The sequence below is a fragment of the Cryobacterium sp. HLT2-28 genome (genome assembly GCF_004402495.1).
Classification (GTDB): domain Bacteria; phylum Actinomycetota; class Actinomycetes; order Actinomycetales; family Microbacteriaceae; genus Cryobacterium; species Cryobacterium mannosilyticum.
The window spans coordinates 27,143-50,155 of sequence record NZ_SOFH01000023.1 but is presented as its reverse complement, the minus strand read 5'-3'; the positions used below and the strand labels follow the sequence as shown (position 1 = coordinate 50,155).

20 protein-coding genes and 1 pseudogene are annotated in these 23,013 nt (G+C 68.8%); 11 read left to right on the top strand and 10 right to left on the bottom strand.

Annotated features, from left to right (window positions below):
* Positions 1 to 3: 3 nt before the first annotated feature.
* The 3 genes from E3O48_RS11645 to sepH form a co-directional block, all read right to left on the bottom strand.
* Positions 4 to 1,191, bottom strand: coding sequence for a winged helix DNA-binding domain-containing protein (locus E3O48_RS11645; RefSeq protein WP_134538998.1), 1,188 nt, complete (start codon positions 1,189 to 1,191; stop codon positions 4 to 6).
* A gap of 19 nt (positions 1,192 to 1,210) precedes the next feature.
* Positions 1,211 to 1,501: a hypothetical protein gene (locus E3O48_RS11640; protein WP_134509958.1), complete on the bottom strand. Its 291-nt coding sequence runs from the start codon at positions 1,499 to 1,501 to the stop codon at positions 1,211 to 1,213.
* Between the two features lie 150 nt (positions 1,502 to 1,651).
* Positions 1,652 to 2,734: a septation protein SepH gene (gene sepH, locus E3O48_RS11635; RefSeq protein ID WP_134538996.1), complete on the bottom strand. Its 1,083-nt coding sequence runs from the start codon at positions 2,732 to 2,734 to the stop codon at positions 1,652 to 1,654.
* 197 nt (positions 2,735 to 2,931) lie between these two features.
* On the opposite strand from sepH, the gene E3O48_RS11630 reads away from it, so the two are divergent.
* Positions 2,932 to 3,225 carry a DUF4193 domain-containing protein gene (locus tag E3O48_RS11630; RefSeq protein ID WP_066599570.1) on the top strand — a complete coding sequence of 98 codons (294 nt, stop codon included), beginning with the start codon at positions 2,932 to 2,934 and terminating at the stop codon, positions 3,223 to 3,225.
* Positions 3,226 to 3,231: 6 nt separating this feature from the next.
* Here the strand turns inward: E3O48_RS11630 and E3O48_RS11625 are convergent, their stop codons facing one another.
* The gene (locus tag E3O48_RS11625) at positions 3,232 to 3,687 is read right to left on the bottom strand and encodes a DUF3093 domain-containing protein (protein WP_134509955.1); all 456 of its coding nucleotides are present in this window, start codon (positions 3,685 to 3,687) and stop codon (positions 3,232 to 3,234) included.
* Positions 3,688 to 3,725: 38 nt separating this feature from the next.
* Here E3O48_RS11625 and dut point away from each other — a divergent pair, with 38 nt between their 5' ends.
* The 8 genes and pseudogenes from dut to E3O48_RS18340 form a co-directional block, all read left to right on the top strand.
* Positions 3,726 to 4,217: a dUTP diphosphatase gene (gene dut, locus E3O48_RS11620; RefSeq protein ID WP_134509953.1), complete on the top strand. Its 492-nt coding sequence runs from the start codon at positions 3,726 to 3,728 to the stop codon at positions 4,215 to 4,217.
* The gene (locus E3O48_RS11615; protein WP_241974897.1) at positions 4,214 to 4,843 is read left to right on the top strand and encodes a DUF3710 domain-containing protein; all 630 of its coding nucleotides are present in this window, start codon (positions 4,214 to 4,216) and stop codon (positions 4,841 to 4,843) included. Before dut ends, E3O48_RS11615 begins: the two co-directional genes overlap by 4 nt.
* A gap of 28 nt (positions 4,844 to 4,871) precedes the next feature.
* Positions 4,872 to 5,711 (top strand): DUF3159 domain-containing protein, encoded by an 840-nt coding sequence (locus tag E3O48_RS11610; protein ID WP_134538994.1) that lies wholly within the window; start codon positions 4,872 to 4,874, stop codon positions 5,709 to 5,711.
* Between the two features lie 4 nt (positions 5,712 to 5,715).
* A complete protein-coding gene (locus E3O48_RS11605) occupies positions 5,716 to 8,109 on the top strand; it encodes an HAD-IC family P-type ATPase (RefSeq protein WP_134538992.1) in 2,394 nt (797 codons plus the stop codon).
* A gap of 203 nt (positions 8,110 to 8,312) precedes the next feature.
* The gene (locus E3O48_RS11600; protein WP_134538990.1) at positions 8,313 to 11,135 is read left to right on the top strand and encodes an aconitate hydratase; all 2,823 of its coding nucleotides are present in this window, start codon (positions 8,313 to 8,315) and stop codon (positions 11,133 to 11,135) included.
* A 95-nt stretch (positions 11,136 to 11,230) separates the two neighbouring features.
* Positions 11,231 to 13,186, top strand: a complete 1,956-nt coding sequence (dxs, locus tag E3O48_RS11595) for a 1-deoxy-D-xylulose-5-phosphate synthase (protein ID WP_134538988.1) — start codon at positions 11,231 to 11,233, stop codon at positions 13,184 to 13,186.
* Between the two features lie 58 nt (positions 13,187 to 13,244).
* Positions 13,245 to 13,574, top strand: coding sequence for a MerR family transcriptional regulator (locus E3O48_RS18345; RefSeq protein ID WP_370249854.1), 330 nt, complete (start codon positions 13,245 to 13,247; stop codon positions 13,572 to 13,574).
* Positions 13,571 to 13,747: pseudogene (locus tag E3O48_RS18340) on the top strand (aldo/keto reductase); the annotation flags it as partial. The gene E3O48_RS18345 and the pseudogene E3O48_RS18340, both read left to right, overlap by 4 nt.
* A gap of 75 nt (positions 13,748 to 13,822) precedes the next feature.
* Here E3O48_RS18340 and E3O48_RS11585 read toward each other — a convergent pair.
* The 4 genes from E3O48_RS11585 to E3O48_RS11570 all read right to left on the bottom strand — a co-directional run bounded on the left by E3O48_RS11585 (position 13,823) and on the right by E3O48_RS11570 (position 19,044).
* Positions 13,823 to 15,985 (bottom strand): 3-hydroxyacyl-CoA dehydrogenase NAD-binding domain-containing protein, encoded by a 2,163-nt coding sequence (locus E3O48_RS11585; protein ID WP_134538986.1) that lies wholly within the window; start codon positions 15,983 to 15,985, stop codon positions 13,823 to 13,825.
* 3 nt (positions 15,986 to 15,988) lie between these two features.
* Positions 15,989 to 17,188 (bottom strand): thiolase family protein, encoded by a 1,200-nt coding sequence (locus E3O48_RS11580; RefSeq protein WP_134509939.1) that lies wholly within the window; start codon positions 17,186 to 17,188, stop codon positions 15,989 to 15,991.
* Between the two features lie 76 nt (positions 17,189 to 17,264).
* Positions 17,265 to 18,461, bottom strand: coding sequence for an HRDC domain-containing protein (locus E3O48_RS11575; protein ID WP_134538984.1), 1,197 nt, complete (start codon positions 18,459 to 18,461; stop codon positions 17,265 to 17,267).
* On the bottom strand, positions 18,454 to 19,044 hold the full coding sequence (locus tag E3O48_RS11570) for a DUF3000 domain-containing protein (protein ID WP_134509935.1): 591 nt from the start codon (positions 19,042 to 19,044) through the stop codon (positions 18,454 to 18,456). Before E3O48_RS11570 ends, E3O48_RS11575 begins: the two co-directional genes overlap by 8 nt.
* A 113-nt stretch (positions 19,045 to 19,157) precedes the next feature.
* Between E3O48_RS11570 and E3O48_RS11565 the strand changes: the two genes are divergently transcribed.
* Complete coding sequence (locus E3O48_RS11565) at positions 19,158 to 20,297, top strand: S9 family peptidase (RefSeq protein WP_134538983.1); 1,140 nt, start codon at positions 19,158 to 19,160, stop codon at positions 20,295 to 20,297.
* A 66-nt stretch (positions 20,298 to 20,363) separates the two neighbouring features.
* On the opposite strand, the gene E3O48_RS11560 is transcribed toward E3O48_RS11565, so the two are convergent.
* Both E3O48_RS11560 and E3O48_RS11555 read right to left on the bottom strand, forming a co-directional pair.
* Entirely contained in the window at positions 20,364 to 20,807 is a 444-nt protein-coding gene (locus E3O48_RS11560; protein WP_134538981.1) for a SufE family protein, read from the bottom strand.
* Between the two features lie 74 nt (positions 20,808 to 20,881).
* Positions 20,882 to 21,784, bottom strand: coding sequence for a sulfurtransferase (locus E3O48_RS11555; protein WP_134538979.1), 903 nt, complete (start codon positions 21,782 to 21,784; stop codon positions 20,882 to 20,884).
* 176 nt (positions 21,785 to 21,960) lie between these two features.
* Here E3O48_RS11555 and zapE point away from each other — a divergent pair, with 176 nt between their 5' ends.
* Positions 21,961 to 23,010 carry a cell division protein ZapE gene (zapE, locus tag E3O48_RS11550; RefSeq protein ID WP_134538977.1) on the top strand — a complete coding sequence of 350 codons (1,050 nt, stop codon included), beginning with the start codon at positions 21,961 to 21,963 and terminating at the stop codon, positions 23,008 to 23,010.
* The last annotated feature ends 3 nt before the right edge of the window (positions 23,011 to 23,013 follow it).

The following is a 23,013-nucleotide window of genomic DNA, read 5'->3' as shown; positions in this document are numbered from 1 at the left end:
TGCTCAGGGTAGCGCGAGCGGGCCCTCGGGCAGTCCGGGCCGTTCGACGTGTTCCCGAGGTTCGCCCTGCCCGGCGGCTGCCGGGGCGCCGTGAGGCTGGAAGAAGCGGGTGTAGTCCCGGACTGCCCGGTCAAACCCGGTGCGCTGACGCTCCGTCAGGCCGGTGAACGCGATGGCCTCGTAGCCCGGGCTTCCGGACGGGCCGGACTTCCGGCGCCAGGTGCCGGCCACCCGGCCGTTCACGAGCACGAGGGGCAGGAAGATCCCGTTCTTGCCGGGCACGACGCGCGGGAAGTCGGCGTCGGCCACCGCGAATCCGCGGTTGCGATAGCCGAGCAGGTATTCGTCGAAGCCGGGAAGCGCGAGCACCGGTGTGCGTTGCTTCGGTGGGCGCCCGGTCTCGCCGGTGTCGGCCGCAGCGGCCCAGTAATGCGCGATGCCCTCCACCTGCAGTTCGGTCAACCGGTCGCGAGCGACATCGAGGCCGACCCGGGCGTCGGCGACGGTGAGCTGGGACCACCAGACGAAGTCCTGCACGGTGGCCGGCCCATGGCCGGAGAAATAGCGCAGCACGAACTCGCCCAGGGCCTCCTCGCGCTCCAGCCGTCGTGGCGCGCGCACCCACCCTTCCAGCAGCACCAGCTGCTGCTGCGAGCCGACCTGCCTGCCCCAGCAGATCGTGCCGGTCAGGGCGAGGTGGGCGATCAGGTGGTAGCCGCGCTGGCCCGCCGTACTGATCCCGGCCGCCTCGAGGGCGGCGAGGAAGCCGGCCCGGGAGAGCTGTCGACCCTCGGCGAGGGAGGAGAGGGCAGCGCCTCTCGCCTGTTCGAGGGTCGCCTCGTCCAGGTCGAGCTGGCCGCGGCGGGTTCTCATCCCGGCCAGCACCCTCGGGGCCGTCACGCCGAGCATCCAGCCCAGGTCTGCCGCCGGCACGAAATGGAGGGTGCCGCGCATCGGCCAGGACCGCACGATCTCTGCGTCGTCGATCGCCCGGCGCACGTCGTCGGCGGATGATCCGGGCGCCCGAACGCCGACGGCCCACCGGGCGGCCGTGAAATCCTGCGCCTGCAGGGCGAGGAGTCGCTCGACGACCTCGACAGGCCCGTCCGGCGAGCCGCCGGTGACGGGGCCGAGGCCGTGCCGGACCAGGCGCAGCCGGGCGACGTCCCGAGCGGAGGCGGTCAGTGCCATCGGATCAGTATGCCGGACACTAGTCGAACGTGCGCAGCAGTTGCCAGTCCGCGTCGGTCTCGCCGTGCTCGACGTCGAAGACGTGGGTTTCGCCGTCGTCGGCGGTGGCCTGGAAACGCCAGCCCGCGATCCGGAGCGGCGGATGCCCGATGCCGAAGTCGTGCGGCGAGAACGGTCGCCACCAGTCGCAGGTCCCGACGAGGGCCGTCGGGGTGTCCGTCACCCGGAACCGGCGCGCGCGCCAGACCATCCGCTGCGGTTCTCCGGCCGCGCTCGTCCAGACCCTGATCGGTTCATCCACCCTGGACACGGGGCACCACCTCATCACCATCCCGAATCGAACGTATGTTCGATACAGAACTATAACTCCGTTGGCCGGTTCACCGCCAGTGCGCGTCGGGTCCCGTCGGGAATTGGACTATCCCGGTTGACCCCGGCCCGACACCCGGGGCTGCCGGGTTCAGGCGAGGTCGTCGTCCGTGCGCGCGCCGAAGACGATCTCGTCCCAGCTGGGCATCGAGGCCCGGCCGCGTTTGCCGTGGCTGCCGGTGTTGCGGGGCTGACCGGTGGCGGCCTGGTTCGACCAGGCATTCCTGGACGGATCGGTGGCCGGTTCGACGACGGGTGCCGGGGCCGGGGTCTCCAGCAGTCGCATGCCCTGCGAGGGCACCACGGGGGCCTCGTCGTGCTCGAACACGGCGGCTTCCCGCTCGCCTCTCCGGCGACGGAGGGACTCGAGGAGGTCGGCGGTTTCGCTCAGGCTCTGGGGCGGCTCGGCGGCGCGCTTGATCGCGGCCTTGGAGACGGCATCCGTCGTGCCGGCCGGGCGCGAGTAGGGGATCGGGTCCAGCAGCGGCGCGGTGTCGGCGAGCAGGTCGTCGGCCAAGGATTCCTTGAACGTGAACGCTCCGCTGTCGAAGCGGGACACGTCGGCCATGCTCGTCTCCGCGCCGACGGCGCGAAGGCGGGGGATGAGTGCGCCCTTGAGTTCGCCCTGCTGGGAGAGCGCGATGGCCTCGTTGCCGACGGGCGAGAGGGAGTTCTTCTTCGGTTCGAAGCCCCAGCGGGCATCGTGGTCGATGTCGTCCGCCGTGAAGGCGAGCTTCACGATCCACCCGGCGCCCGGCTCTTTCCAACTGGCCCAGCGCTCATTGGTGGCACCGAGCGACGCGAGGCGTTCCCGGATGACGCTGCCGAAGTTGGCGCCGCCCTCCAGCGGGTCAGGGTCGATGGCCGTGTGCACGGGCACGCTCAGCGCACAGGACACGATGTATTCGCGCTCGGCGACGACAGGTCCCTCGAAGCGGCGAACGAAGTCGATGGGTGCTCCCGTCACGGCCGCGACGTCCTCGGCGGACATGCCCGAGCGGATGTGCGCCTGCACCTCGCGTGGGGACAGCTTCGGTCCAGACGTCGACTCGGTCTGGGTTTGGCGAAGCCGGGACTGGAGAACCTCGTCGATGGGGATCCGGAAACGATCACCATCCTCGCTTGCTGCAAGCAGCGCGCCGTTCTCAACTCCGATAACTTTCAATTCCTGCATCTCGAAAGCCCTCTCGCGATCACTGATGTCGCCAAGACTGCCATGCAATCACCGCTTTTCCGGGGAATACGCCGGGCGTGCCGCAAGTTGATGACTGTGCCGGTGAACACGGACGGCGCGTAGTTTGCTATTCCGTCGGGATTGTTGGAAACTATGCCCGCCGATTTCGTTTATCGGCGATAAAGAAATGGATGGGTATGGCAACCGATTACGACGCACCGCGAAAGACCGAAGACGACTCTGAGTCGATTGAGGCCCTCAAGGAGCGCGTACCCGACAAGATGTCCGGAGTCGTGGATGTCGACGACTCAGACAACCCCGGTGGTTTCGATCTTCCCGGCGCCGATCTGTCCGACCTCGACCTCGATGTCGTCGTCCTGCCTCCGCAGGCCGACGAATTCACCTGCGTTGAGTGCTTCCTCGTGAAGCACCGCTCGCAGATGTCGCACGAGACCAAGCTCGGTCCGGTCTGCCTGGAGTGCGACGCCTAAGCGCGCTTAGTCACTTGATGCTGGCCGTCGCGATCCATTGATCGCGGCGGCCAATTTCTGTGGATGGCGGGTCGACACCAGCCAGTACGGCGCGGGGTCGGTCGCGTCCTCGATCGGAATGCGCACGACCGGGCCTACCCAGCCACGGATGAGCAGCCACGCGCGGGCATCGAGCCGGCGCCCCCGCTCCAGCGTCGCCTCCGCGCCCTCGAACGCGGCGGCCGCGCCGACCAGGTCGGTCGCGATCCTCGCCTTCCCGGCCGTCAACGTCCCGTCCTTCACCTGGACGACGGGCGAGGTGAGCACCAGGGTCAGGACACAGGCTGCATACAGGCAGGCGGCGATGATGATTCCGGCCGGCATCGAAATCGGCGCGAAGACGAGGATGCTCGCGGGGATGACCAGTGCTGTGGCGACGTAAGGCGCAGGTGACGCCCAGAGTTTTTCGCGATATTCAGGCATGGCTCTATTCGATCAGACTTCTGCACTAGCCTCGACACGTGGCAGAAAGCGTCGAAGTCCTGATTACCGCGTCCGTCCTCCCGAATTACGCGCATCCAGGCGATGCCGGGGCAGATCTGCATTCCTCGGAGGCGCTCGTCCTGGCCCCCGGTGAACGTGCCCTGGTCGGAACCGGTGTCGCCATCGCGCTGCCCGACGGTTACGCCGCGTTCGTGGTGCCCCGGAGCGGCCTCGCCGTGAAGCACGGCATCACCATCGTCAACGCGCCGGGCACCGTGGACGCCGGCTATCGCGGCGAGATCAAGGTCACGCTGCTCAACACCGACAGTTCTGCCGCATTTCCGATCGCCGTCGGCGATCGCATCGCGCAGCTCATCATCATGCCCGTCGCCCGGGCCTCCTTCATCCCCGTCGAACGGCTGCCAGGCAGCCAGCGCGGGGAAGGCGGATTCGGATCGACCGGGCTCGGCCGGAAGAGCGCCGGCGCCGCCGGGCCGGCCGGCACCCCAGAATCAGGAGACAACCCGTGAGTGACATCGTGGAACCGGAAGAATTCCCGGAATCATTTGCCAAGTCGGCACCGGAAGACCGTGAGACCGAAGGTCCCCTCGACGAGATCGAGGCGAACCCCGTGCGCCCGTATGTCGACCTCGGCGGCGTGAAGATCCTTCCCCGAGAGGGTCTCCACCTGCGCCTGGAGATCGAAGAGGGCAGCAAGCGGGTCGTCGCGATCGGGCTCGACTACGCCGGCTCGACCCTTCAGGTGCAGCCGTTCGCCGCCCCGCGGTCGAGCGGCCTCTGGCACGAGATCCGCGACCAGATCGCCGACCAGATCGGAAAGCAGGGCGGCACCACCACCCTGCGGGAGGGGCCGTTCGGCCCCGAACTCGTCGCGGAGATCCCGGTCGCGGCCGGCTCAGGCGCTGACGAATCGAGTCGGCTGGCCCGCTTCATCGGCGTCGACGGCCCCCGGTGGTTCCTCCGCGGCGTGATCGCGGGGGAGGGCGCCGTCAACCCGGAGGCGGCCGCCCAGATCGAAGACCTCTTCCGCAGCATCGTCGTCGTGCGCGGGTCGGCGCCGATGCCGCCCCGCGATCTCATCCCGCTCCGGATGCCGTCCACCGCGACCGGCGCCGCCGAGCCCACCGACGGCTGACCGGCCTCCCCGCAGGGAGAACGCCCGAATGACGGACGCACCGCTACCTCCAGACGAGTCCCCGGCCCAGTCGACGTCGGCGGATGCCCCGGGCGGGGCCGCCCCTGCCCAGACGCCGGGCTCCGCTGCCGGCCCCGCGGTCTCGGAGACTTTCGCCCAGGGAATGGCCGCGGCGGCACGGCGCGCCGGCTTCGCCTCGGCCGCCGACGGCGAGCCGATCACCGGCCACGCCCTGCTCGCGGCGATGGGCGGCATCCGCGGCCTGGTCGAGGCGGTCCTGCCGGGCCTGGTCTTCCTCATCGTCTACACGTTCACCCGGTCCACCGTCCCTGACCAGTCCCTCCTGCTCTCCCTGATCGCCCCTGTGATCATCGGCGTCGTGTTCGCGGTGCTCCGCCGCGCGGTGCGCCAGACCGTGACCCCGGCCATCGGTGGCCTGCTCGGCGCCGGTTTCAGCGCCGTGCTGGCCTTGTTCTCCGGCAACGCCGCGGATGCCTTCCTGCCCGGCTTCTGGACCAATGGCGCCTATGGCACAGTCCTCCTGGTGTCGGCCCTGGTCGGCTGGCCGATCCTCGGCCTCGCCGTCGGCTTCCTGATGAACGACGGGATCGCCTGGCGGGACGATCCGTCGAAGCGTCGGGTGCTCACGGTGCTCACGCTGTGCTGGGCCGCGCTCTTCGCCCTCCGCCTGATCGTGCAGCTCCCGCTGTACTTCTCGAACAACGTCGAATGGCTCGGCGCGGCCAAGCTGATCATGGGCATCCCGTTGTATGCCCCGCTCCTGGTTGTGTCCTGGTTGATGGTGCGTTCCGTCTATCCGGCGCAGGGCCGACCGGGTGCGACGGCTGCCGAGGCGAGCGGGGACTGACCCGATGGCCCTCGGCGATGAGCTTCCGGGTCTCACCGGCGGGGAGGCAGCCCAGCGGCTCGCCGACGGTCGCGGCAACGATGCGCCGCAGCCGACCTCGCGCACCGTGGCGGACATCCTGCGGGAGAACGTCTTCACCCTCTTCAACGCGATCCTCACGGTGTGCTTCGCGGCCGTGCTGCTCCTCGGCGACCTGCGCGACGGACTGTTCTACGGGGTCGTCGTCGCGAACGCGTTGATCGGAATCGTGCAGGAGGTGCGAGCCAAGGTCGTGCTCGACAGGCTGGCGCTTTTGTCCACCCCGGAGGTCGCGGTCAAGCGCGACGGGCTGCGGCAGATCGTGCCGCTCGCCGGGGTCGTCCTGGATGACATCCTCGTGCTGCGGCCGGGCGACCAGGTGCCCGCCGACGCCCGGGTGCTGGGCGGGGACGACCTCGTCGTCGACGAGGCCATGCTCACGGGGGAGTCCGAACCGCAGGTCAAGGTGGCGGGCGACCCGTTGCTGTCCGGCTCGCACGTGGCGGGAGGGTCCGGCTACGGGGTCGTCACCGCCGTCGGTGCGGCCTCCTACGCGAACAAGCTGACCGCGGAGATCAAACGGCATTCCCTCGTCCACTCCGAGTTGCGGGCGGCGACCAACCGCATCCTCGTCGTGCTGTCCTGGATCCTCGGGCCCGTCATCGTGGTCACCCTGCTGGGCCGGGTCTCGACCTACGGCGGGATCGCGGCCCTGGCGGATTTCAGCGACGGGGACTGGCGCGCCGCCCTCCGCGACGCGGTGGCCAGCGTGGTCGGCATGATTCCGGAGGGCCTCGTGCTGCTGATCAGCCTGGCCTTCGGCGTGGCCGCGATCCAGCTGGCCAGGCACAAGGTGTTGATCGAGGAGCTGGCGGCGGTCGAGGTGCTCGCCCGCGTCGACGTGCTCTGCCTCGACAAGACCGGCACGCTCACCAGCGGCGAGCTGGTCTTCGACCGGCTCGTCCTCGACCGGCAGGCCGGGCTCGATCCGGCACTCGAAGCCGGGGTGAGCCGGGCCCTCGGCGCCTTCGGTGCCGACGATGCCGCCAACCTCACGGCCCGCGTGCTCGGCGGCCACTTCTCCGCTGACGGGGCCACGGTGCGATCCCGGCTGCCGTTCGGCTCGGCGCGGAAATACAGCGGCGTCGCCCTCGAGCACGACGGAGACACGTCCGCGTGGCTCCTCGGGGCGCCGGAGCGGCTCCTCGCCGGGCACCCGGACCGGCTCGCCGCGGCGAACGTCATCGCCGCCGCGGGCGAACGCACCCTCGCCCTGGTCAGGCTGGCCGGCGACCTTTCGACGGATGCCGCCGACGACCCGGGCAACCACGACCTCACCCCGGCCGCCCTCGTGGTGTTCCGTGAATCGGTGCGCCCGCACGCCGCCGAGACGCTCCGCTACTTCGCGGGCCAGGGAGTGCGCGTGATCGTGATGTCGGGGGACAACCCCGTCACCGTCGCGGCGCTCGCCCGCCGGCTCGGCCTCGCCGGGGAGACGGTGAACGCGGCGGGTCTGGCCGATGACGCCGCCCTTGCGGCGGCCCTCGGCACGGCGAGCCTGTTCGGCCGGGTGGGCCCCGAGCAGAAACGGAAGGCCGTGGCCATCCTCCAGGCCGAGGGCCGCACCGTCGCGATGACCGGTGACGGGGTCAACGACGCCATGGCGATCAAGGACGCCGACCTCGGCATCGCCATGGGCGCGGCGACCCCCGCCACCAAGGCGGCATCCCGGTTGGTGCTGCTCGACAACCGATTCGACCGGCTGCCCGAGGTGCTCTACCTCGGCCGCCGGGTGATCGGCAACGTGGAGCGGGTGGCGAACCTGTTCCTGTCCAAGACGGTCTACGGCATCCTGATCGCCCTGACGATGGCCGCCCTGTCGCTGCCGTTCCCATTCCTGCCGCGTCAGCTGACCCTGGTCTCCGCCCTCGCGATCGGGATCCCGTCGTTCGTGCTCGCCCTCGCCCCGAACCGGCGCATCTACACGCCCGGTGTGCTGCGCCGGATCATCCGCTACGCCGTGCCGACCGGGGTGATCGCCGCCGCGACCGTGCTGGCGGCCTTCCTGCCGCTCTATCACCGGATTCCCCTGAACGAGGCCCGAAGCGTCACCACGGTCGCCCTGTTCGTCGTCTCTCTGGCGATCCTGGCCGCGCTGGCCCGGCCTCTCACCGGGCCGCGGCTGGCTCTCGTGCTCTCCATGGCGGCGGCCATGGTGCTCGCCTGCACCGTTGGGTTCGGCCGGATCTTCTTCGCCATTTCGGTGTCGCCGAACCCGGCGCTGGCCTTCGGCATCCTCGTCGGCCTGCTGGGCGCCGCCGCCATCGAGCTGATGTACCGGTTCGCGCGGCGCCGCGGCCTGATCTTCGACCGTGAATAGTTCGGGAAATGCCGCCCGGAATGCGGCCGGTCCGGAGCCGCCACGCTAGAGTTATCTCTACGTCAAGATAGTTTGGCGGACAGCATCGACCGGGTGCCGTGCCCGCTGGTTAGGTTACCCTTGCTGGCAGGGGCAGGCGTCCGGTCGTCAGGATTGGGGATTGCGGACGGTTTCCCGTCGGTTTCCACGAAGGAGAGGGCAACGTGTCTGCAGTAAACAGCTTTGGAGCAAAGGACACCCTGCGGGTCGGTTCGACGGACTATGAGGTCTTTCGACTCGATGCGGTCGAGGGCTACCAGAAACTGCCGTTCAGCCTGAAGGTGCTGCTGGAGAATCTTCTCCGCACCGAAGACGGCGCCAACATCACCGAAGAGCACATCCGCGCCCTAGGCGCGTGGAAACCGACCGCCGAGCCCGACACGGAAATCCAGTTCACCCCGGCCCGCGTGATCATGCAGGACTTCACCGGCGTGCCCTGCATCGTCGACCTCGCCACCATGCGCGAGGCCGTCGCCGAACTCGGCGGCGACGCGAGGAAGATCAACCCGCTCGCCCCGGCCGAGCTCGTCATCGACCACTCCGTCATCGCCGACCTCTTCGGCAGCGAGAACGCCCTCGAACGCAACGTCGAGATCGAGTACCAGCGCAACGGTGAGCGCTACCAGTTCCTCCGCTGGGGCCAGACCGCCTTCGACGACTTCAAGGTCGTCCCGCCGGGAACCGGCATCGTGCACCAGGTCAACATCGAATACCTCGCCCGCGTGACGATGACCCGCGAGGTCAAGGGCGTGCTGCAGGCCTACCCCGACACCTGCGTCGGCACCGACTCGCACACCACCATGGTCAACGGCCTCGGCGTGCTCGGCTGGGGCGTCGGCGGCATCGAGGCCGAGGCGGCCATGCTCGGCCAGCCCGTCTCCATGCTCATCCCCAAGGTCGTCGGCTTCAAGCTCACCGGATCCATCCCCACGGGCGTCACCGCGACGGATGTCGTGCTCACCATCACCCAGATGCTCCGCAAGCACGGCGTGGTCGGCAAGTTCGTCGAATTCTACGGCGAGGGCGTCGCCCAGGTGCCGCTGGCCAACCGCGCCACGATCGGCAACATGAGCCCCGAGTTCGGCTCCACCGCGGCCATGTTCCCGATCGACGACGTCACCCTCGGCTACCTGCGGCTCACCGGCCGCAGCGAGGAGCAGGTCGCCCTGGTCGAGGCCTACGCGAAGCTGCAGGGGCTATGGCACGACGCGAGCCAGGAACCCGTCTTCAGCGAGTACCTCGAAATCGACCTCGGCACCGTCGTCCCCTCGATCGCCGGCCCGAAGCGCCCGCAGGACCGCGTCGAGCTCAGCCGCGCCCAGGAGCAGTTCGAGCTGGACCTGCAGAGCTACGCCACCCAGGACCTGTCCCGGGTCGACGCCGCCGTCGAAGGGACCTTCCCGGCATCCGACCCGATCGGGTTCACCGCCCAGGACGAGTCGAGCGCCCACCAGTTCTCGCACAGCCACGTCAGCCACGCCCCGGTATCGGTGTCGAGCCCCGTCCCGATCAGGACCGCCGACGGTGCCAGCTACACCCTCGACCACGGCGCCGTCGCGGTCGCCGCCATCACGTCGTGCACGAACACCTCCAACCCGTCCGTCATGCTCGCGGCCGGCCTGCTCGCCCGCAACGCCGTCAAGAAGGGGCTCAAGAGCAAGCCGTGGGTCAAGACCACCCTCGCGCCGGGCTCCAAGGTCGTCACCGACTACTACGCGAAGGCCGGCCTCACCGGCGACCTCGAGGCCCTCGGCTTCTACACCGTGGGCTACGGCTGCACGGTCTGCATCGGCAACACCGGCCCGCTGATCGAGGAGGTCTCCGCCGCGATCAACGAGAACGACCTTGCCGTCACCGCCGTGCTCTCGGGCAACCGCAACTTCGAGGGCCGGATCAGCCCCGACGTGAAGATGAACTACCTCGCCAGCCCGCCCCTGGTCATCGCCTACGCCCTCGCCGGGTCGATGAACTTCGACTTCGAGACGGATGCCCTCGGCACCGACCTGGACGGCAACGACGTGTTCCTCAAGGACATCTGGCCCGACTCGGCCGAGGTCCAGGCCACGATCGACAGCTCGATCGACACCGCCATGTTCACCAAGGAATACGGCGAGGTCTTCGAGGGCGACGAGCGCTGGCGGTCACTGCCGACGCCCGACAGCGAGGTCTTCGAATGGGACCCCGAATCGACCTACGTGCGGAAGCCCCCGTACTTCGACGGGATGACGCTGGAGACCAGCCCGGTCAGCGACATCACCGGCGCCCGGGTGCTCGCCAAGCTCGGCGACTCCGTCACGACCGACCACATCAGCCCCGCCGGCAACATCAAGGCCGACAGCCCCGCCGGCCAGTACTTGGTCGAGCACGGCGTCGCCCGCGGCGACTTTAACTCCTACGGGTCGCGCCGCGGCAACCACGAGATCATGATCCGCGGAACCTTCGCGAACATCCGTCTCCGCAACCAGCTGCTCGACGGCGTCGAGGGCGGCTACACCCGCGACTTCACCGTCGACGGCGGCCCGCAGGCGTTCATCTACGATGCGAGCCAGAACTACCAGGCCGCCGGCACGCCGCTCGTCATCTTCGGCGGCAAGGAATACGGCTCCGGCTCGTCCCGCGACTGGGCAGCCAAGGGAACCAGCCTGCTCGGCGTGAAGGCTGTCATCACCGAGAGCTTCGAACGGATCCACCGTTCGAACCTGATCGGGATGGGCGTCGTGCCGCTGCAGTTCCCGACCGGCGAAAGCTGGGCCTCGCTCGGCCTGGACGGCACCGAGGTCGTCTCGATCGCGGGCATCGAGGATCTCAACCGCGGAACCACCCCGAAGACGGTCCACGTGACCGCCACGCCGAGCGCCGACTCGGCGCCCGGCAAGGAGACCGTCGAGTTCGACGCGGTCGTGCGCATCGACACGCCAGGCGAGGCCGACTATTACCGCAACGGCGGCATCCTGCAGTACGTGCTGCGGTCGCTCGTCTCCGAGTAACTCCCGGCTGGCTCCCAAACCGGCGCGTAGACTGGGTATAACCGTATCTACGCGCCGGTTTCCTTCGGTGCCGGCCAACGTGAAAGGTGTTCTTGATGGGTCTTCTGGAGACAATTTCCGGTCCCCGCGATCTCGATCGTCTCTCGAACCAGCAACTCATCGAGCTGGCAGCCGAAGTGCGCGCGTTCCTGGTCAACGAGGTCGCCAAGACCGGTGGGCATCTGGGACCCAACCTAGGCGTCGTCGAGATGACGATCGCCATCCACCGGGTCTTCGAATCGCCCCGTGACGCGATCGTCTTCGACACCGGCCACCAGACCTACGTGCACAAAATGCTGACCGGGCGGCAGGACTTCAGCAAGCTGCGGCAGCGAGGCGGCCTCGCGGGCTACCCGCAGCGTTCGGAGTCGGTGCACGACATCGTCGAGAGCTCCCACGCCTCCAGCTCGCTGTCCTGGGCCGACGGGATCTCCCGTGCCTTCGAGATGACCGGGCAGAGCGACCGCCACGTGATCGCCGTGGTCGGCGACGGCTCCCTCACCGGCGGAATGACCTGGGAAGCCCTCAACAACATCAGCGACGACAACACCCGCCGCCTGATCATCGTCGTCAACGACAACGGCCGCTCCTACGCGCCCACCATCGGCGGCATGGCCCGGTTCCTCAACACCGTGCGCACCCGGAGGAGCTACCGGGCCGCCTACCTGACCAGCCGCCAGGCCTTCGACCACATGGGGGCCCCCGCACGGGCGTTCTTCCGCGGTGTTCGCGGAGGGCTGCACGGCTTCCTCGCCCGCGTCACCAACAACGAGGCGCTGTACTCGAACCTCGACATCAAATACATCGGACCGGTCGACGGCCACGACATGGTTGCCATGCTCGAGGCTCTGCGCCAGGCCAAGGGTTACGGCGCCCCGGTGATCGTGCACACGATCACCCAGAAGGGCAAGGGCTACAACCCGGCCATGCAGGATGAGGCCGACCAGTTCCACGCCGTGGGCCAGATCGACCCGGAGACCGGCGAATCGATCGAGTCGGCCGGTGCGCCGTCGTGGACCTCCGTCTTCGCCGACGAGCTCCTCCGCCTCGCCACCCTCGACGAGAAGATTGTCGGCATCACCGCCGCGATGCTCCGCCCCACCGGACTGCACAAGATGGCCGAACGCTTCCCCGACCGCGTCCACGATGTGGGGATCGCCGAGCAGCACGCCGTGACCAGCGCGGCCGGTCTCGCCTTCGGCGGCCTGCACCCGGTCGTCGCGCTGTACGCCACCTTCATCAACCGGGCATTCGACCAGGTGCTGATGGATGTCGCGCTGCACAAGGCCGGCGTCACCTTCGTGCTCGACCGGGCCGGAGTCACCGGGCCGGACGGTCCGAGCCACCACGGGATCTGGGACCTGGCCATCCTGCAGGTCGTGCCGGGCATCCGTCTCGCCGCGCCCCGGGACTCGATCCGGCTGCGGGAGGAACTCGAGGAGGCCGTCAAGATCGACGACGGACCGACCGTGCTGCGTTTCCCCAAGGGCAGCACGGGGGTCGAATTCGACGCCATCCGCCGTCTCGACGATGGGGTGGACGTGCTGCTGGAATCCAGCCAGAAGGATGTGCTCATCGTCACGGTGGGACCGATGGCCGGGATTGGCCTCGACGTGGCGCAGCGCCTCGCCGCGCAGGGGATCGGCGCCACCGTCGTCGACCCGCGCTGGGTGGTGCCGGTGCCGCGGAGCATCATCGCGCTGGCGGCCGAGCACCGGATCGTCGTCACCATCGAGGACGGCATCCGTGTCGGCGGCATCGGCACCCGGATCCGTCAGGACCTGCGAGAGGCCGGCGTGGACACCGCGGTCACCGAGCTGGGCCTGCCCGACGAGTTCCTCGACCACGGCACCCGGGCGGAGATCCTCGAGCAGGTGGGCCTGACCCCGCAGCACATCGCCCGCGACGTGGTCGCCATGGTGCTCGGCAGCAAGATCCCGCACGCCAGGGCCCTGCCGGCCGACCACACCGACACCGGCGGGGTCACGGTCAACCGCGCCCAGAAGGACTGACCGGCCTCCGTCTCCACGCGGTCGTCCTGGCGCGCCGAACTGTGAGTTGGGCCGCCCTGTGCCCGTGGATTTCGGTGCAGAACTCACAGTTCGGCGGCGCTGGGACGGGTGGTCACGGGCCGGGCTCATGCTCGAGCCGGTCGATCGTGCGCCGTCGTCCCATCGCCGTTACTCGGCCAGTGACGTGGGCTGGATCCAGTTCCTGACCAGGCTCCGGTCCACATCGCTGCCGATCGCGAGGATCCGCGACTACGCCGAACTCGCCCGCCAGGGCGACGGCAGCAGCGCGGACCGCCTCGAACTGCTGCAACGGCACGACGCCGCCGAGTCGATCCGCACCATCCACCGTGGCATCGGCCTCGGGGTCACCTTCTTCGACACCGCCTAGCGTGGCTGCTCGCGCAGGGTGATGACATCGCGCCGATTCCCGGCACCAAGCGGGTCAGCCGCCTCGAGGAGAACATGGCGGCGGATGCGCATCGGCTCAGCGCAGACCAGCTTGCCGCCCTCGGCGCGCCTGTCGGCGACCGTTTCTCGGACATGTCGCCGGTCAACCGGTAGCCGCGGCGCCGGTGGTGGAGCCGGACGAGACCGGGTCTCGACCGGCTCCACCACCGTTGCCGGATGGTTACCGCGCTACTCGGCCGCGCCGGCCAGGGCCGGAACCGCTCCGACGCCGCGGATCGGGGGAGTGTGGAACGTGCCGCCGAAGACCCGTTCGCTCGCGCCGACCCGGTCGAGGTAGGGGGTGACCCCGCCCATCTGGAACGGGTAGCCCGCGCCGAGGATCATGCACAGGTCGATGTCCTCGGCCGCGTGCACCACGTCGTCGTCCAGCATCCGCTTGATCTCGTCGGCGAGGCCGTCTTCGAACCGGCGCTGGAGATCCGTGGCCGTCATCGGGGTGGTGCCGCCGGCGACGATCTTCAGGGCCGCCTTGTCGTAGCCCTTGATCTTGCCCTTGGCGTCCCGCTCGAGGAGCTTGCCGTGCTCGGCGAGCTTGTGCAGGTTCTCGCTCTCGAAGAACCGGTCGGGGAACGCGGCGTGGTGCGTGTCCAGAACGTGCGCTCCCACCTTGAGGCCAACCAGTTCGAGCAGCTCGAACGGCGTCATCGGAAGCCCGAACGGTGCGATCGCCTCGGAGACGACGTCGAACGGGGTGCCGGTGTCGACGGCGTGCATCGCTTCGCCGAGAACCTTGGCCAGAATCCGGTTGACGACGAACCCTGGGGTGTCCCGGGTGATCACCGCGTTCTTCTTCAGCTTGCCCGCGACGACCATCGCCGTGGACAGGGTGACGTCGTTGGTCTGCGGGGTGTTCACGACCTCGATCAGGGGCATGATGGCGACGGGGTTGAAGAAGTGGAAGCCGACCAGTCGTTCGGGGTGGGCGAGTTTCGCACCGATCTGCTCGACCGAGAGCGACGACGTGTTGGTGGCGAGGATGGCGTCGGGGGCGATGTGCTTCTCGATCTCGGCGAAGACATCCTGCTTGACGCCCAGCTCCTCGAAGACGGCCTCGATCACCCAGTCGGCGTCGGCGAACTGCGCCTTGTCGGTGGTCCCGGTGACCAGCGCGCGGAGCCGGTTCGCCTCGTCGGAGGTGATCCGTTTCTTGTTCTCCAGGGCGAGGATCTCGTCGTGGATGTAGGCGACGCCCTTGTCGACCCTGGCCTGGTCGAGGTCGGTGATCACGACGGGGACGCGCAGCCTGCGAACGAAGAGGAGGGCGAACTGGCTGGCCATCAGCCCGGCGCCGATGACGCCGACCTTCGTGATGGGGCGGGCCAGTGCCTTGTCCGGGGCGCCGGCTGGACGCTTGGCGCGTTTCTGCACCAGGTTGAACGCGTAGATGCTCGCCTGCAACTGGTCGCCCGAGATGAGGCCGGCGAGTGAGTCGTCCTCTCGTTCGAAGCCTTCCTGGCGGGTGCCGCTCTTCGCGGCCTTCAGCAGGTCGAGCGCGACGTGGGGCGACATGGCGACGGTGCCGATCCGGTTTTCGAGCATCCGGCGGGCGATTCCCACGGCAGCGTCCCACTTCACGAGGCGCTCGATCTTGCCCGGCAGATTGGGCCTGGCCACGGTCTCGGTCCCCGCAATGACCTTCTCGGCCCAGGCGATGGAGTTCTCGAGGAAGGAAGCCGAGGCGAACAGGACGTCCGCGATTCCGAGTTCGAGGGCATCCGCGGCCTTGAGCACCCGGTTCTTGAGCGGGTTCTCGATGATCACCTTGAGGGCGTTCTCGATTCCGATCAGGTTCGGCAGGAGGTAGGAGCCACCCCAGCCGGGGATCAGCCCGAGGGATACCTCCGGCAGCGCGATCGCAGGCACGGAGGCGTCCACGGTGCGGTAATCGGCGTTCAGGGCGATCTCGAGCCCTCCGCCGAGCGCTAGCCCGTTGATGAAGACGAAGGACGGCACGCCCAACTCCGACTGCTTGCCGAGGGCGTGGTGGCCGAGCTGGGCGAGGAGCTTGCCGGTCTCCAGGGACGGGATCTCGCTGACCTTGCTCAGGTCGGCGCCCGCAGCGAGGATGAACGGCTTGCCGGTGACTGCAACGCCGTGGATCTCCCCGCGTGCCGCCCGCGCCTTCAGCGCATCCATGGTGGCGGCGAATTCGAGCAGGGTGACCGGGCCGAGGGTGTTCGGGCGGGTGTGGTCCCGGCCGTTGTCGAGCGTGACCAGGGCGAGCACGCGGCCGTGGGAGAGGGGGACATCCCGAACGAAGGAATGCGTGACGACCTCGTCGGCCGACAGGGCGACCAGCGGGGAGAAATCGAGTGCGGAGTAGTCGCTCATCGTTTACTTGGCCTTTCGGTTGAAGTGTGGGTTCTCCCAAATCACGGTGCCGCCCTGGCCGAGGCCGATGCACATGGCGGTCAGGCCGTAGCGCACCTCGGGGTGTTCGCTGAACTGGCGGGCAAGCTGGTTCATCAGGCGCACGCCGGAGGATGCGAGGGGGTGGCCGATCGCGATCGCGCCGCCGTACTCGTTGACCCGCGGGTCGTCGTCGTCGATGCCGAAGTGGTCCAGGAACGAGATGACCTGCACGGCGAAGGCCTCATTGAGTTCGAAGAGACCGATGTCGGTGATGCTGAGGCCCGCCTTGCGCAGGGCCTTCTCCGTCGACGGCACCGGTCCGAGGCCCATGACCTCAGGCTCGACCCCGGCGAAAGCGAAGCTGACCAGCTTCATCTTGACCGTGAGGCCGAGTTCCTTGGCAGCCTTGCCGCTGGCGAGGAGGCAGGCGCTGGCACCGTCGTTGAGGCCGGACGCGTTGCCGGCGGTGACCCGGCCGAAGGGACGGAACGGGGTCTTGAGCGTGGCCAGTCCCTCGAGGGTGGTTTCAGGGCGCGGTGCCTCGTCCCTGGTCGCCAGTCCCCAGCCGGCGTCGCTGCGGATGGCCACGGGGATGAGGTCGGGCTGGATCTTCTCGGCGGCGTAGGCCGCGGCGACCTTCTGCTGGCTGCGCAGCGCGAAGCGGTCGGAGCGTTCCTTGGTGTACGACGGGAACCGGTCGTGGATGCGCTCGGCCGTGGCGCCCATGTTGAGGGCGTCCTCGCTGACGAGGCGCTCCGACAGGAAACGCGGGTTCGGGTCGACGCCGGAACCCATCGGGTGGCGCCCCATGTGCTCGACGCCGCCGGCGATGGCCAGGTCGTAGGCGCCGAAGCCGATCCCCGCACCGAGAGTGGTGACGGCGGTCATGGCGCCCGCGCACATCCGGTCGATCGCGAATCCCGGCACCGACTTCGGCAGCCCGGAGAGCAGTGCCGCCGTGCGACCGAGGGTGAGGCCCTGGTCGCCGGTCTGGGTGGTGGCCGCGATGGCGACCTCATCGATCCGTTCCCCGGGCACAGCCGGGTTGCGTTCCAACAGCCCGATCATGGCCTTGACCACCAGGTCGTCGGCCCGGGTGTTCCAGTACATTCCCTTTTCGCCGGCTCTCCCGAACGGGGTGCGAACCCCGTCCACGAAGACGACTTCTGCTCTATCGGCCACTTTGCCTCCATCAATCCAACGGGTGTCGGTCGATCCTAAGGTGACACCCTGGGGCGGAAGAATCGTTGGACGGTTCCTACGAATCCTCTTCCGAGGCCGCGTCGATCGTTTGGTGGACCTCGACAAAGGCATCGGCTATTCGTTGTGCGGTCAGGTCAATCTGCCAGGCCCGGGCCCCGAGGGCGGCGAGGGCCTCGCCAACTGATCCGGAGTCGATCCGTTCCGGCGGAGTCCACGCCATCCGGCGCACATAATCGGGTGTCACCAGGTTCTCCAGGGGGATCGCGAACTCGTCGGAGATCACGGCGAGCACCGCACGCGCGGCCTTGAAACGCAGATCGGCGTCGGGATTGCGGTCGGCCCAGGCTCGTGGCGGGGGCAGGGCATCCCCGGTGGCCCGGAGTGAGGGCAGATCGGTCGTGGCCAGGCCGGCCTGGATGGCGGCCCACCAGCGGTCGAGTTCGCTGCGGCTCGCCCGTCCGCTGAATTCGCGGAGGTCGGCGAGGGCCTGCCGGGTCACCGGCAGCGTCCGGGCCGCGGCGAGGAGGGACGCATCCGGCACGAGACGGCCCGGTGAGACATCGATGGCCTGGGCCAGCCGGTCCCGGGCGAGCCAGAGCTCACGGGCCACGGCCAGGTTGCGCTGGGCCCGGAGCGAGTGCACGCCGGAAAGCCGTCGCCACGGTTCGGCGCTTGCGGGCTTCGGGTCGCGGGTCAGCACCGCGGCGAACTCCTGCTCGGCGATGACGGTCTTCTGGTCTGCGGCGAGCATCTCGACCATCCGGTCGCGCAGATCCGGCAGCAACTCGACGTCGAGCGCGCCGTAGACGAGCCAGGCCTCGGGCAGCGGGCGGGTCGACCAGTTGGCCGCCGAGTGTTCCTTGGCCAGGTGGATGCCGAGCAGTTCCTCGACGACGGTGCCGAGACCGACCCTGGGCAGGCCGAGCAGGCGGGCGGCGAGTTCGGTGTCGAAGATCCGTGCCGGGTCGAGGCCGACTTCGCGCAGGCAGGCCAGGTCCTGGCTGGCCGCATGGAAGATCCATTCCTCCTCGACGAGGGCATCGTTCAACTCGTGGAAGTCGCCGATCGCCGGTGGGTCGAACAGGAACGTGCCCGCGCCGCGACGGTAGACCTGGATCAGGTACGCGCGCTGCGAGTAGGTGAACCCGGAGGCCCGCTCGGCGTCAACGCCGATCGGGCCGGTGCCGCCCACAATCGCCGCGGTCGCCGTCAAGTAGGCTTCCCGCGTGTCTATCACGTGGTGATCAACCACGTCCGGTTCGGCGTGTGGACAACATGCTGACTCCTTCGCCAGTGGGTGGAAGACCGGCGAGCATGCAGAGCAGTTCACCCCATCCTTCGACGTGGGCGGTGAGATTGTGGTCCAGCGGTGTCCACGAAGCTCGCAACTCTATCTGTGCGCCATCGCCCTGCTTGGCAAGTTCGCCGAAGCCTGACGAGATGATCTTAGTCGCAGTCCCTGATGCAGCGGTATATCGGGCGCCGTGCGCGTCGAGCGCGTCGACCAGCCAGGCCCAGGCGACCTCGGCCAGGAAAGGGTCGAGGCCGATGTCCGTTTCGAGTGGGGCCTGCGCGAAACAGACGACGCGGAAGGCCCCACCCCACGCCTCCGGCTCGTCGGGGTCGTAGAGCAGGATGAAGCGGCCGGTGCCGAAATCGGAGTTTCCGCCATGCCGGCTCGGCGTGATGTCGGCGGAGAGCGCCACGGCGTGCGGGGCGAGGTTGCCGGGCGCGGAGATCTCGTTCACGATCAGTTCGACCCGGGACTGGGCACGGCGGACGGCCTCGAGGGCTGCGGCGAACTCCGGCGGGAGCGGTTCCAGTGTTTCGGGCACGACTGCAGACTAGAGTTTTTTCAGGGTGCCGCACGCGAGGCACGCCGGGCAGCGGGAGGTAGCGGGTGGGCAGACGGTTCGAACGAGGCGCACAACCGGCGCGGATTGCAGCGGTGACCGGGCTGATCGGTGTCGCGGTGCTGGCCGTCGCCGCCCTGGCGGCGAGCGTGCTGTCCGGCGTGATGGCGCGCCGCATCGTCACCCCGTCGACGAAACGCGCCGACGATGTGCGGGTTGAGTTCGTCGACATCGCGGCCGGCACGATCACGCTGCAGCCCACACCCGACTCCGTGCTCCAGGGCGACTACAGCTTCTGGTTTTCCGGCGACCGCGGGCATGCGCACCTGGGGGAGGTCCTCCGCAGCACGCCGGACGCGGTGACTCGGCGCATCCTGCGGGTCGACTACGGTGACCTGGCCGCGGCGCGGCGCGGCCGCCTCGGCGGCTACTCCTTCCTGGGTCCCTGGGACCTCGCGGTCGACTACGAGGACCTGCTCGTACCCACCAGGGGCGGGGATGCCCCGGCCTGGCTGATCCCGGCCGCGATGCCCGGCGGGCGCTGGGTGATCCAGGTGCACGGCCGCGGCGTGCGCCGGCAGGAGACGCTGCGTGCCGTACCGGTTTTCCGGGACGCGGGCTTCACCTCCCTTCTCATTTCCTACCGGAACGACGGTGAAGCCCCGGAGAGCGCGGACGGGCGCTACGGCCTGGGAGACACCGAATGGCAGGATGCCGAGGCGGCCATGGCGTTCGCCGCGCGCCGCGGGGCAACCGAGATAGTGCTGATGGGGTGGTCGATGGGTGGTGCCATCGTGCTGCAGGCGGCCACCCGGTCACGGCTCCGCGAACTGGTCGTCGGGATCGTGCTGGACTCGCCCGTGATCGACTGGGCCGATGTCGTCGCCTACCAGGGTGGAAGCCTGGGCTTGCCCGGGATGGTGTCCAGCGGCGCGATGCAGGTGCTCGGCCGGCGCTGGGGCGGGCGGATCACCGGGCAGGGCGCCCCGATCGACTTCGGCCGGCTGGACTTCGTGTCGCGGGCGGGCGAACTCGACCTGCCGGTCCTGCTCATGCACAGCGACGACGACGGTTATGTGCCGGCGACCGGTTCCCGGGCGCTGGCCGTGCGGCGACCCGACATCGTCACCTTCCTGCCGTTCACGGTCGCCCGCCACACCAAGCTGTGGAACTACGACCGGGAGAGCTGGAACCAGGCCATCACGAACTGGTTGGCCGCACTCCCGGCCAGGTGACCCCGGCGGACGCCTCCGAGCACACCGGCACCTCGGACGGCGCTCGCGTTCAGACGACGCTCGCGTTCAGACGGCACTCGCACGGAGCCGTCGCTTCGTGCGGGCGAGCATCGCCGTCATCCCGCGGATCCGCAGCGGCGACACCGCCTTGGTCAGGCCGATCGAATTGGGGTAGTCGTCGGGAACGGCAAGCACCTCTTCGGTACTGAGACCGTCGAGACCCTGGGCGAGAATGGACGCGAACCCCCTGGTGGTCGGCGATTCCCGGGGCGCGGTCGCGTACAGGTGCACCGACCTGCGAGCGTCGTCATCGACCTCGACGAACATGAACACGGGAGACTGGCACTCGACGACCCGTTCCAGCAGGTCGGGATGCTCCTCGTAGCGAGCGGGGAGCGCCGGCAACTCGCCCGCGAACTCGAGCAGGAGCAGCAGCCGGTCGGGCTGCTCGAGGGCGAGGAAGTCGTCGCGGATCTCAGCCAGTTTCGCGGGCAATTCGGTGGAAGTCATCGGAAGTATTCTGCCACGCGCCGCTGAAGGGCGGCGCGTACGCAGCTGAGCCGGGGTCAACCGGTGGCAAACGGTCAGCGGGGGAGCGGGGCGGCGCCCGGCTCCGTGCCGAGCGCGATCGGCACGTGCACGGCATTGCCCCATTCGGTCCAGGAGCCGTCGTAGTTGCGCACGCCCTCGAAACCGAGCAGGTGGGTGAGCACGAACCAGGTGTGGCTGGAGCGTTCCCCGATCCGGCAGTAGGCGATCACTCTGTCGCCGTCGGAGAGGCCGGCCTCTCCGCGGTAGATGGCGTCGAGCTCTTCGCGGGTTCGGAAGGTCGCATCCGGTGCGGCGGCACGGGCCCACGGCACCGACGCCGCCGACGGGATGTGGCCGCCGCGGAGGGCGCCCTCCTCCGGGTAGGCCGGCATGTGCGTGCGCTCCCCGGTGTATTCCTCCGGCGACCGCACGTCGATCAGCGGATTGCCGAAATGGGCGAGCACGTCGTCCTTGAAGGCGCGGATCGGTGCGTCATTGCGCGGGACGACCGGGTAGCCGACAGCGGTCACCTGGCTGGCGGCGGTCGTGGTCTCCCGTCCCTCGGCGATCCACTTGTCGCGGCCGCCGTCGAGCAGACGCACATCGGAGTGCCCGAAGAGGGTGAACACCCACAGGGCGTAGGCGGCCCACCAGTTGTTCTTATCGCCGTAGATGATGACCGTCGTGTCCCGTGCGATCCCCTTGGAGCCGAGCACGGCGGCGAACGCGGCGCTGTCGACGAAGTCCCGTTCCACCGGGTCGTTGAGGTCGGTGTGCCAGTCGATCTTGACGGCGCCGGGGATGTGCCCGGTCTCGTAGAGCAGCACGTCCTCGTCGGTTTCCACCACGACGACGCCGGGCTCGCCGAGGTGCGCCTGCAGCCACTCGGTGGACACCAGGCGCTCGGGATGGGCGTAGCCGGCGAATTTGGGGGCCGGATCGAGTGCGACGGACATGGGAATTACCTCCGGGGAGCGTCGGAACGACACAGGATTGATTTGGCTGCGGTTTAGGCTGGTCACCGCCCGCACTTCGAATCTACGCGGTGTGGGCGGCGAACGCATCCGGCCGGTCACGTGATGATCCCGGGGCGTGTCCCCATCAATCGACACAGAAACGCGGGTGTTCCACCATGGCTCCAGAGGTGCCTCGCCGTCAGCCTCGGCTGATCGATCGTTCCCCCAGCATCACCGGAGCCGAAATCGTCGCCGAGCTGGTCCCGCCGCCCCAGTTCGAGCACGCCTCGTTCGACTCCTACCGGCCGGACCTCGACTTTCCGTCGCAGTGGGCGGCCGTCGAACGGCTGAACGCTTTCGCCGGCGCGTGGCTGCCCCAGCGTCCGAGCGGATTTTTCTCCCGCACCCGCAAGCCCAAACCTGAGCTTCCCGGCATCTACCTCGACGGCGGCTTCGGAGTGGGTAAGACGCACCTCCTCGCCGCGCTCTGGCACGCGGCTCCCGGCCCCAAGTACTTCGGCACCTTCATCGAGTACACGGCGCTGGTCGGCGCCCTCGGCTACGCGGCCACAGTCAAGCAGCTCTCCGGCGCCCGCCTGATCTGCATCGACGAATTCGAGCTCGACGACCCGGGCGATACGATGCTGATGACCCGGTTGCTCGCGGAACTCGTCGCGTCGGGGACCCGGGTCGCCGCCACCTCGAACACCCCGCCGAATTCCCTGGGCGAGGGCCGTTTCGCGGCGATCGACTTCCTCCGGGAGATCCAGGCGATGTCGGCGAACTTCGAGATCGTGCGGATCGACGGCCTCGACTACCGCCGGCGTGACATCGAGGGCCACGCGATCGCCGTGCCCGCGGAGGTGCTCGAGCACCTGGTCGGCGCGCTCGTGGAGCGGGGCTCGACCGTCACCCTCGACGATTTCGGCGCCGTGATCCGGCATCTGAGCACGGTGCATCCGTCGAAGTACATCAAGATCATCGACGGCATCGACGTGATCGTGCTCACCGACGCCTACCTGCTGACTGACCAGACGGATGCCCTGCGCCTGGTGGCCTTCATCGACCGGGTCTACGACGCGGAGATCCCGATCATCGCCAGCGGCCAGCCGCTCAACGAGATCTTCGACGACGAGATGCTGTCCGGCGGGTACCGCAAGAAGTACCAGCGTTCCCAGTCGCGCCTGGTGGCGCTGACCACGGGGGAGCTCCCGCCGCACGACTGATCG